This window comes from Acinetobacter sp. 243_ASPC (assembly GCF_001054715.1).
Classification (GTDB): Bacteria; Pseudomonadota; Gammaproteobacteria; order Pseudomonadales; family Moraxellaceae; genus Acinetobacter; species Acinetobacter soli.
The window spans coordinates 1-9,601 of the sequence record NZ_JVOR01000137.1 but is presented as its reverse complement, the minus strand read 5'-3'; the positions used below and the strand labels follow the sequence as shown (position 1 = coordinate 9,601).

11 protein-coding genes and 1 pseudogene are annotated in these 9,601 nt (G+C 37.7%); 8 read left to right on the top strand and 4 right to left on the bottom strand.

Features of this window, described 5'->3' with window-relative positions; all coding sequences use genetic code 11:
• On the top strand, positions 1–334 hold a 334-nt coding region (locus ADA42_RS17285; RefSeq protein ID WP_048766490.1), incomplete at its 5' end, for an IS5/IS1182 family transposase.
• An 18-nt stretch (positions 335–352) separates the two neighbouring features.
• Here ADA42_RS17285 and ADA42_RS17280 read toward each other — a convergent pair.
• Positions 353–708 (bottom strand): annotated as a pseudogene (locus tag ADA42_RS17280) (transposase); the annotation flags it as partial.
• A gap of 188 nt (positions 709–896) precedes the next feature.
• Here ADA42_RS17280 and ADA42_RS17275 point away from each other — a divergent pair.
• The 7 genes from ADA42_RS17275 (at position 897) to ADA42_RS17245 (ending at position 6,698) form a co-directional block, all read left to right on the top strand.
• Positions 897–1,292: a transposase family protein gene (locus tag ADA42_RS17275; RefSeq protein ID WP_048766488.1), complete on the top strand. Its 396-nt coding sequence runs from the start codon at positions 897–899 to the stop codon at positions 1,290–1,292.
• Positions 1,240–1,710 carry an IS5/IS1182 family transposase gene (locus ADA42_RS17270; RefSeq protein ID WP_048766487.1) on the top strand — a complete coding sequence of 157 codons (471 nt, stop codon included), beginning with the start codon at positions 1,240–1,242 and terminating at the stop codon, positions 1,708–1,710. Before ADA42_RS17275 ends, ADA42_RS17270 begins: the two co-directional genes overlap by 53 nt.
• 403 nt (positions 1,711–2,113) lie before the next feature.
• Positions 2,114–3,127 carry an acyl-CoA/acyl-ACP dehydrogenase gene (locus tag ADA42_RS17265; RefSeq protein ID WP_048766486.1) on the top strand — a complete coding sequence of 338 codons (1,014 nt, stop codon included), beginning with the start codon at positions 2,114–2,116 and terminating at the stop codon, positions 3,125–3,127.
• Positions 3,115–3,891, top strand: coding sequence for a PIG-L deacetylase family protein (locus ADA42_RS17260; protein WP_048766485.1), 777 nt, complete (start codon positions 3,115–3,117; stop codon positions 3,889–3,891). Before ADA42_RS17265 ends, ADA42_RS17260 begins: the two co-directional genes overlap by 13 nt.
• On the top strand, positions 3,884–4,483 hold the full coding sequence (locus ADA42_RS17255) for a class I SAM-dependent methyltransferase (RefSeq protein ID WP_048766484.1): 600 nt from the start codon (positions 3,884–3,886) through the stop codon (positions 4,481–4,483). Before ADA42_RS17260 ends, ADA42_RS17255 begins: the two co-directional genes overlap by 8 nt.
• Positions 4,480–5,124 (top strand): glycosyltransferase, encoded by a 645-nt coding sequence (locus tag ADA42_RS17250; RefSeq protein ID WP_048766483.1) that lies wholly within the window; start codon positions 4,480–4,482, stop codon positions 5,122–5,124. The genes ADA42_RS17255 and ADA42_RS17250 overlap by 4 nt, the downstream gene beginning before the upstream one ends.
• Positions 5,125–5,507: 383 nt before the next feature.
• The gene (locus ADA42_RS17245; RefSeq protein WP_048766482.1) at positions 5,508–6,698 is read left to right on the top strand and encodes an MFS transporter; all 1,191 of its coding nucleotides are present in this window, start codon (positions 5,508–5,510) and stop codon (positions 6,696–6,698) included.
• 61 nt (positions 6,699–6,759) lie between these two features.
• On the opposite strand, the gene ADA42_RS17240 is transcribed toward ADA42_RS17245, so the two are convergent.
• The 3 genes from ADA42_RS17240 to ADA42_RS17230 all read right to left on the bottom strand — a co-directional run.
• Positions 6,760–8,196 (bottom strand): trehalose-6-phosphate synthase, encoded by a 1,437-nt coding sequence (locus ADA42_RS17240; protein WP_048766481.1) that lies wholly within the window; start codon positions 8,194–8,196, stop codon positions 6,760–6,762.
• Positions 8,184–9,035, bottom strand: coding sequence for a trehalose-phosphatase (gene otsB / locus ADA42_RS17235; RefSeq protein ID WP_048766479.1), 852 nt, complete (start codon positions 9,033–9,035; stop codon positions 8,184–8,186). The genes ADA42_RS17240 and otsB overlap by 13 nt, the downstream gene beginning before the upstream one ends.
• Before the next feature lie 162 nt (positions 9,036–9,197).
• A partial coding sequence (locus tag ADA42_RS17230) for a transposase (RefSeq protein WP_048766469.1) occupies positions 9,198–9,601 on the bottom strand: 404 nt, incomplete at its 5' end.

The following is a 9,601-nucleotide window of genomic DNA, read 5'->3' as shown; positions in this document are numbered from 1 at the left end:
CAAGCAATGCCGTCAGGTCATTGCAGATCGGCAAGCGCATGCGGAGATTCCACCTAGAAAAAATGCAAAACCATGGAAAGATACAAAGAGTAGCTCGCTAGAGCGAAACGAATTACTTCGAACAGTTAAACGTTTAGGCAGGACACTATGGAAAAAATGGTCAGGCTATCATCGCCGAAGTTTGGTAGAAACCAAGATGCACTGCATTAAATTATTAGGAGATAAACTCAGTGCAAGGAGTTTTGATAGCCAAGTCAATGAGATTCACGCACGTGTGGCAGTATTAAATAAATTCACAGAGTTAGGCCGAACTCACACCCAAGTAGTCACTTAAATTTGGATAACTTGGGACAAGTTTAGTCTTTGAATGTTTGTGCAACAAAGCCATATCAATATGCTTTTGTCTTCTATAAAGCGTAGTGTACGAATATCACTGATATTCGGGGCTACCCAGCCGCAAAGTTTAATTAAGCTTTGAACAAAGCCCGTAACCATGCGTAAAGTGAGTCTAAATAGAGATTTGATCATCAAACAGCATTGAATCGCTATGTCGAAGTAGGTTTGACTTCGACCTTGTCTGCCTTGAGGTCCTGCATACCATTGTGTTTTTGGATCGAACCAAATGGCAATATTCCCATGATTAATGAGAGCTCTGTTATATGCGGGCCAATTGGTTGTGTGGTAGATTTTGAGTATAGGCTTCTTCATTTGGAAATTATATTGCCGAAGAAGCCATTAAGAACAGCTTTGTGCATCAAAGCCGCTTTTATCTATGTTTTAATATCTTTAAAAATTAATAAAAATATTAATAGATCTCTTTCATAAATCAAAAAACGGCCTATCTATTGTTGATTATTTGTACCGAAGAATCTTAAACATTCAGGCATAATCTTTGAATGAAATACATCGATTCAAAGAAGCTTTCTGAAACACAGTTTAAGCGATATACCGGCATCTCATGTTCAACCTTTGATTTAATGGTTGAGCAATTGAAAATGCATGTTCCTGCCAAAGGTAGACCACCTAAATTAAGCCTAGAAGATCGGATTCTCTTATGCTTAAGCTATTGGCGTGAATACCGAACATTATTCCATGTCGCAACAAGTTATGGCGTGTCAGAGCCCACTGCTTCAAGAATCGTACATCATATAGAGGACTGCCTCATCAAGTCCAATTTATTTAATTTACCAAAGCATTTGCCTGAAGGCGAAGGTATTGATTGGAGTGTGGTGATCGTAGATACCACAGAAATTCCAATACAAAGGCCTAAAAAAACAGAAGAAAAGCTATAGTGGTAAGAAGAAGGCACATACTTTCAAAGTTCAAGCCATTGTTCATTATAAAACTCAGCAAATTCTGAGTTTATGCACAAGTCGTGGTACTGTACAGGATTTCGAACTTTTCAAACGCAATTTGAATCAGATTCCTGTAGGTGCTTTTATCCTTGCGGATAAAGGTTATCAAGGGGTTTACACAGTGTATCGAAATAGTCTATTGCCATTAAAAGTAAAAAAACGTTGCAAACTAGATCCTGAGCTAAAGCTTTACAATCGAGAAATTAACAAAAGAAGAATTGGCATTGAGCATGTATTTAGCAGTTTGAAAACCTTCAAAATCCTTGCTGAGCGATATCGTAATCGAGGAAAAAGATTGGGATTGAGGTTCAATCTAATTGCTGGGATCTATAATTTGGAACTGAGTAAAAAATGATTTATGAAAGAGGTCTAATATTTAAAGTACTTATTTCTTAAACCTCTCTTATAAACATTACAACACGGAAGCCTTTAAGCTACTGCTTATTTTCTAATAATTGTTGGATTTTAAATAAAGCTTACATGATGATTTTATAGATTCACTTAAACATACTGTTTAGTTAATAATGAAACAAAACGAAATAAATAGACCTCTTGCGTTAGTCAAAATTTAAACAGCCTAAAGCTACATTTAATAAGGTTTCAGCCAATTCAAAAATTAGGCAAAACGATACTTTCACAAGAGAGCTAATAGTTAAATAACTACGGATAATTATCTTTTCATTACAATTTATCTATTTAACTAAACGGATTATTTCAATTAGTATTTAAATAAACTCATTTGAATTAACATTTTAAGAATGAATAGCAAAATATTTATAAAAGGCTCAATTTTAGACATATTAAATCGCTTTGAGCAGTACTCAGCTGAAGAAAAATTAAATCAACGTCCAATGGTGTTGAAACAGTTGATTCATTCTGTTGGACGATTGCCTGAACCTGCTTCGGGACAAACCTATCAACGCTGGCAAATTTTTGCTCAGATAGCTGGCTTTGACCTAAGTTTAGCCAAGCTTTTTGAGTCCCATTTTGATGCTTTAAGTATTTTGCATGAACTCGGTTATCAACATGAAATAGATGAAGAGACATGGGCTGTTTGGGCTGCCGATGGTGGGTCCGTGCCGTTACAGGTCGAAAATGGGCTTTGTCATGGAATTAAGCCGTGGTGTTCAGGCGCTGAATTTATTCATAAAGCATTAATCAGTTTTAAAGATCAACAGGGGCAATCTCAGCTTTGCATTATTGACTTAAACCAATCCTTGATCAGCATTGATCTGGCTCACTGGCAAGCTATAGGTATGCAGGGAACACAGACCGCAAGAGTTAATTTTCAGGAGATAGCAGTCAAACTCATTGGTCATCCCAATGACTACCTTGATCGGGTTGGTTTCTGGCATGGTGCTGCGGGTGTTGCAGCTTGCTGGTACGGTGCCGCGGTACGGTTAGTGGATGAGCTACAAGAAAGTTGCCTTAAAAGCCCTAATCCTTTTAAGAAAATGTATTTAGGTCAGTTAGTAACTCGACTTGCTGTAATCCGACAATATTTCCAATATATCGCTCAAATGATTGATAGCCAACCCAAGCTTAGCCATGAACGGGATGTACGGATCTTGCGTGCGCAGGCAGAACAAAGCTGTTTGGAGGTTATTGAAGGGGTAGGAAAAGCGCTTGGAGCACGGCCTTTTTGTGAACAAGCAACTTTTGCCAACCTAATGGCTGATTTACCTGTATTTATTCGGCAAAGTCATGCGGCATTCGATGATGAGCAAATTGCTGAACGATGTTTACAGGAGCAAATATCATGGCAGCTCTAAAACATCCTTTAGTCGAAGATCGTATTATTGAAGGGCAAGGGACCTCCCGAGAACAGTGGTTGCATGCATTTGAGCAGCAGCCGCTTTCTCTACTCAATTTTAAAAAATTTCAATCTAAAAGAATCTTGATTGTCGCACCCCATCCAGATGATGAGATACTGGGGTGTGGCGGCTTGATGCAACAATTAGTTATGTTGAATTGTCAGTTGGTGATCATTGCCGTCAGTAATGGGACACAAAGCCATCCACATTCAACCAAATACAGCCCAGATCAATTAGATCAAATTCGCCCACAAGAAAGCTTGACGGCTTTACAGTGTCTAGATATTTCTGAATATGTTCAACGTATTGAATTAAATTTACCAGACGGGCAGATTCATTTGCACAGGGAACATCTGTGGCAAGAATTAGACAAGTTGGTTAAAGCGGAAGATATTTTAATTTGTAGCTATGCACAGGATGGGCATCCAGATCATGAAGCGGTAGGAAAAACTGTACAGGCATTTGCTCTAGCTCATGACATGTCATATTTACACGTGCTGATCTGGGCTTGGCATTGGGCGCGACCACTAGATCCGCGTATCAACTGGCAAAAGGCTAGAGCTTACAACTTAACTCAGGCCCAATTAATCAAAAAACGTCAGGCCATCATGCAGTTTAAGAGTCAGATCGAAGCTGATGAAAGTACAGGCAATGCTGCGATTTTATCTCCAGCAATTATCGAACGTTTGTTAATGCCTTGGGAGGTTTATCTTTGTGAATGATTCTAGTCAATATTTCGAAGCCTTATATCATCACAATAATGACCCTTGGGGCTACGATTTACATTGGTATGAAGCTCGTAAAAGGCAGATTTGTTTGGCATTGCTTACTCAACAGCGTTATTCATCAGTGTTGGAAATCGGCTGTTCCAATGGCCATTTAAGTGTACATTTAGCCAAACGCGCTGATCAGCTTTTATGTCTAGATTTTTCTGAACATGCTGTTCATTGGGCCTCTAAACGTTTACAGAATTTGAAGCATGTGAGCGTTCAACACCAAAAAATTCCTGAATATTTTCCTGAACAGAAATTTGATCTGATTGTCATCAGTGAAGTGGCCTATTACTTATCACGCACTGAACTGCATGAACTGATCGATCAGCTCAAAAACAGTTTAACGCCACAAGGTGAAATCCTGTGTTGTCACTGGCGTCACGCTATTCAGGATTTTGAACTAGATGCTTCTCAAGTCCATCATCATTTAAAACAATCTTTGTTGTTCACTCATTATTTAAGTCTGAATGATCCAGATTTCATTATTGATATCTGGACGGTAAATCCTTCATCTTTGGCAAAACAACAGGGCTTAATATGAAAATAGGTATTGTTATCCCAGCCCATAATGAAGAACAGAATTTATCCGCTTGTTTGCAGTCAATTGAACAAGCTATACAGTATATAGGTCACGGTCAGGTCAAGATTCTAGTGGTTTTAGACAGTTGTACTGACCAGTCCCTCATGATTGTAAAGTCACATCAGATGAACTGGATTGAATGTAATTTTGCTTGTGTGGGCAAGGCCAGAGACCTTGGTATTAGGCAGCTAATCGATCAAGGAGTTACATGGGTCGCTTGCACGGATGCTGATACAATTGTAGATCCAGATTGGTTACTATGCCAAATGCGACATCAGCCAACAGATGCCATTTGTGGTATCGTTATACTGGATGATCTTAGTCACTTATCAATACAACAACAGCAGAAATATCTGACGCATTATCAGGATATGATGGATCATCAACATATACATGGGGCGAATTTAAGCTTTAGTGCCGAAGCCTATATTCAGGCAGGAGGCTTTGAACCTATTCCTTGTCATGAGGATGTCTCATTAATTGAAAAATTTATTAAGCAATGTTGCAAAATCACTTGGAGTAATTTGGTTCGGGTTACCACTAGCAGTCGATTAAATGGACGTGCACCTGAAGGTTTATCGTACTTTTTAAAACATTTATAAAATTGACCTAATTCGAGAGAGAAAGTTAATCCACAGCTTTAGCGGGTGACATATATTATTCAGCTTTATAAATGAGCTATTTAATTCTGTCATCCTTACAAAATTTAAGTAAATTCATATCTTTGCCTAATTAAATTGAAAAGCTAAGAAGAAAAAGTGTTAAAAATAAATGCTTTAATTTTATTTGAATAAATAATAATAAGCTGTTGATATATATAAATTTTATTTTTGTAAAAAATACTGTTTTTAGCTTGGTTTTGTGTATAATTTCGTCATAAAAGCCTCTGTGGATTTATAGAACTTCTCTATAGATTAGCAGGGGTTTTTCTATGGCGATTTATCCGAGATGGACGCTCTGAGTTAATTTGTGTGGATGGTATTAAATGATCCTTTTTTCCAGAACTGCTCTTATTGATCCTGAAATTCAATTAAGTGCTCAACGTCTTTCAACTCGTTTTAGCTTTTTCGGTCTGGGTTTCGCCACGGCTGCATGGGCGCCGCTGATTCCTTTTGCCCAGCAACGTTTGCATTTTAATCATGCCGATTTTGGTTTGTTGCTATTATGCGGCGGCTTAGGTGCAATGTTAGCTATGCCTGCAACAGGTAAAATTGTTCAGCGTATTGGTTGTCGTGTGCCGATCGGTTTCGCTTTACTTTTGCTTGCCGTTTTATTGCCAAGCCTAAGCTTATTGAGCACGCCGTTAATGATGGCGATCACCTTATTCTTATTTGGTACAGCAGCAGGAAGTCTGGGTGTCGCTCTCAATATTCAGGCCGTAGTGGTTGAGAAAAATAGCTTAAAATCATTGATGTCTGGCTTTCATGGTATGGCGAGTCTAGGCGGATTAGCTGGGGTACTGACGATTACTGCATTGCTTGCTTTAAGTATTTCGTGTGTTATAAGCGCATTTGCTGTGAGTTTACTGTTAGTAATTATTGTTTTTCTTTCAGTGCCATACAACATAAAAGCTGTAGAAAACACCCTTCTTGAAGCGTCATCGAAAGTGAAAAAGTCGATACGCCAGCGTCTGCCACAACCTTTGATTATATTAATTGGTATTGCCTGCTTCATCATTTTCATGACGGAAGGTGCGGCGATGGACTGGAGTGGTATTTATTTAACGCAACAATATGGAGTTAATGCCGCTTTTGCGGGATTGGCGTATACCTTCTTCGCGATTGCCATGACCACAGGACGTTTTACGGGGGATTATCTGATCCGTTATTTTGGTGAAAAAAAGCTTTTAACCTATAGCGCGATTTGTGCAACTTTAGGTTTGGCTTTGGTCAGTATCGCGCCTCATTGGTGGCTGGTTTTAGTGGGTTATACACTGGTTGGGGCAGGTTGTTCTAACATCGTCCCGATCATGTTTTCCCGTGCTGGACGTCAGAAGATGATGGCAAATGCAGTTGCATTGTCTTGTGTTTCGACCATGGCTTATACGGGTATTCTGGTTGGACCTGCTTTCATTGGAATGGTGAGTGAGCTGATTGGCCTAAGTACAGTGTTTATGGCACTATCGGGTCTATTATTATTGATTGTGGCTTTAAATCGGTTTACTTATGTGAAATAAGCATCATAGTGAATTGAACTGGCAATATCTGGATACTGCCAGTTCCTTACAAATCGAAGTACTATAAGTTTTGATAAATAGGGTTAACGTTACGCATTCCCAGGAATCTGAAATCCTGAACAGCGGTTTTGTTCTGTAAGTCGTTAAGAAATGCATTGCGCCAGTCATTAATATCAAAATCTTTTAAACCTTTCATTAGTTGTTTGTAGCGTGAAATACGTTCTTGTCGTGGCATTTCCAGTGCTGTTTTTAAAGCATCGACCATTGCCGTTTTGTCGGTAGGATCAACCAGTAGTGCTTCTGACATATGCTCTGCAGCACCTGCATATTTGGATAGAATCAGTACACCAGGATTTGATGGATTTTGCGCGGCAATATATTCTTTCGCGACTAGATTCATTCCATCTCGTATTGAACTGATCCAGCATACATCTGCTTGACGATAGATTTGCATCAAATGATGATGTTTCATTGCATCATAAATACATTCCACGGGTTGCCAGTCTTGCTGAGCAAATTCCTGATTAATCATCTCGATCTTAATCTTGAAACGCTCAAATAAACGTTGATAAGCTGGAACTTCCAAACGGCATGGGCAAGCAATTTGTAAATGTTGAATATGCTGCTGATACTCAGGATATTTGTCTAAGAACTCTGCATAGGACAAAAAACGTTCCAGTAAACCTTTTGAATAATCAATCCGATCTACGCCGATAATGGTTTTTGCAGCATTCAGCTCTACTGGACGGGTAAGGAAGTCTTGTACATCAACAAACTTATGGGCCGCTTTTTGAATCGCTGTTGGATTTACACCAATTGGGTAGCATTTAATTATGGTTAAACGTTGATGGTAGCTTAACAAAGTTTGTTGAATTTTCTGTGCGTTCAATAAAGATGTGCATACTTGCATACACACTTTTTGATCTTTATCTGTTTGTAGACCCACCACATCGTATTGGCATAGATCCTCAATCAATTGTTGAGCACATGGAATTTTTTGCCAGATAAATAAAGGTGCAAAAGGAATGTGCAGGAAAAATCCAATTTTATTCTGCATACCGAGTTCACGGCAATATTTCGCCACACTTAAAAAATGATAATCATGAACCCAAATGGTATCGTCTGGATCTGCAATTTCGGCAAGTTTTTGAGCGAATAAAGAATTTACTTTTTGATATCCTTCGTATTCTGATGTTTTAAACTCAATCAGGTCTGAACGATAATGCATGGCAGGCCAAAGTGAATTGTTGGCAAACCCTGCATAATAATCTGAATATTGAGAATTTGTTAAAGGGCAGGTGACATAATCAACTTTATCCTTCCGAAAAATATTAAAATGTACTTCCTCTTGCTTATGAACTCGTTCGCCATTCCATCCGAGCCATACACCACCAATATCATCTAATGCATCTTGTATAGCGACTGCAAGCCCACCTGCGGTAGTTTTTTGCCCGTTGGGAATACTGACTCGATTCGATAAAATAATTAATTTAGACATGTTTTCTCTCCATCTAAGTTGTTGTTACCCTTAAAATTGTTATCATGGTTTAGAATATGGTCTAAAAATAATTCTAAAAAATCATATACTTGCTTTGTGTCTTTAAGCTGGTATTTGGCATGGGTAAGCCCTTGACCGACTTTGATTGAGATGCCATCTTCCAACTGATTCACAAAATAAAAACCATCTTCGTCCGTAACGTCATCACCAATGAAAATTGGTGTGTAAACCTCATACTGGTTTAAATGAGCTAAAACTTCCTTGATTGCCAAGCCTTTATTGGCTTGAGCGGGTATTAATTCATAAACGAATTTCCCTTGAATTAATCTTAGGTTGGGGAATATCTTTTGAGCTTCTAACATTAATTTTTTTGCTATATCTTCGAGCTCTGGAGCTTTCCTATAATGCAACGCAATTGATGATTTCTTGTTTTCAATCAGTAAACTTGGATAGGCGATACATGCTCGAGCTAAAATTTTGTAAATATTTGAAATTTCTAAGAAACTCTTTGGTGTATGTAATTTTTTTTCATTTCCTATATATATTTCTAATCCATGCAATGCAGCAATTGGAAGATCTATGGATTCAAATAATTTACGTGCAGAATCAATATCTCGTCCTGTCACAGCTATAACAGGAATCTTCTTTGAGATAATTTGTCTTAAAATATTTAAAGTCTTAGTCGGAATATAACTATCAATAGGATTTAATTGAAAATCAGATAAAGTGCCATCTATATCTAAAAATAGACATGGCTTATTGTAATTTGAGCTAAGCTTATCTCTTAAAGAGTTCAAGTATTCTAATTGTGAAATTGATTCATCTATTATATTTCTCAATTTTAGTATCTCATATTGCAATTATATCTTATTATAGGTTGATATTTTTTTTATAATACTTAAGTTGACAATAAGCAAACACAAGCAGAACGTAATGTATATTAGTAATGCTTAGAATACATCGTAAATCTTTCTTACATGTTTAATAAACCCGAATCCTGTTTAAGCCGATGATTTCATAATTTGAATTGTTGGCTTATTTCGATGGGTTAATTGATATGCACATAGTGAGGCGTAAATTCCACTGAGAAATCCATGAAGACTACGTGCTTTACTCGTCACTAAATTGTATTGCCCCTTCAATAAACTGAATAATGTTTCTATTTTATTGCGTTGTCTTAAGTGATATTCATCTGATGCACAGAGTTGAATAGCCTGCATATTCCTCCGATGATAAGTAATTAAATCAATACCTCGATCTTTCAATCTAATTTTTAATTCTTGGCTGATGTAACCTCGATCCCCGTAAAGTTTTCCGTTTAGGCCAGCAACCAATTGCTCAACCATTTTTATGTCAGCAACATGTCCATTCGATAAAGCAGAACAGGCAATTTCACCAAATTGAT

Excerpts from the sequence above, each read along its gene's own strand:
- ADA42_RS17240 (WP_048766481.1), bottom strand. The coding sequence starts at position 8,196 with ATGTCTAAATTAATTATTTTATCGAATCGAGTCAGTATTCCCAACGGG.
- ADA42_RS17275 (WP_048766488.1), top strand. The coding sequence starts at position 897 with ATGAAATACATCGATTCAAAGAAGCTTTCTGAAACACAGTTTAAGCGA.
- ADA42_RS17250 (WP_048766483.1), top strand. The coding sequence starts at position 4,480 with ATGAAAATAGGTATTGTTATCCCAGCCCATAATGAAGAACAGAATTTA.
- ADA42_RS17245 (WP_048766482.1), top strand. The coding sequence starts at position 5,508 with ATGATCCTTTTTTCCAGAACTGCTCTTATTGATCCTGAAATTCAATTA.
- ADA42_RS17260 (WP_048766485.1), top strand. The coding sequence starts at position 3,115 with ATGGCAGCTCTAAAACATCCTTTAGTCGAAGATCGTATTATTGAAGGG.
- ADA42_RS17265 (WP_048766486.1), top strand. The coding sequence starts at position 2,114 with ATGAATAGCAAAATATTTATAAAAGGCTCAATTTTAGACATATTAAAT.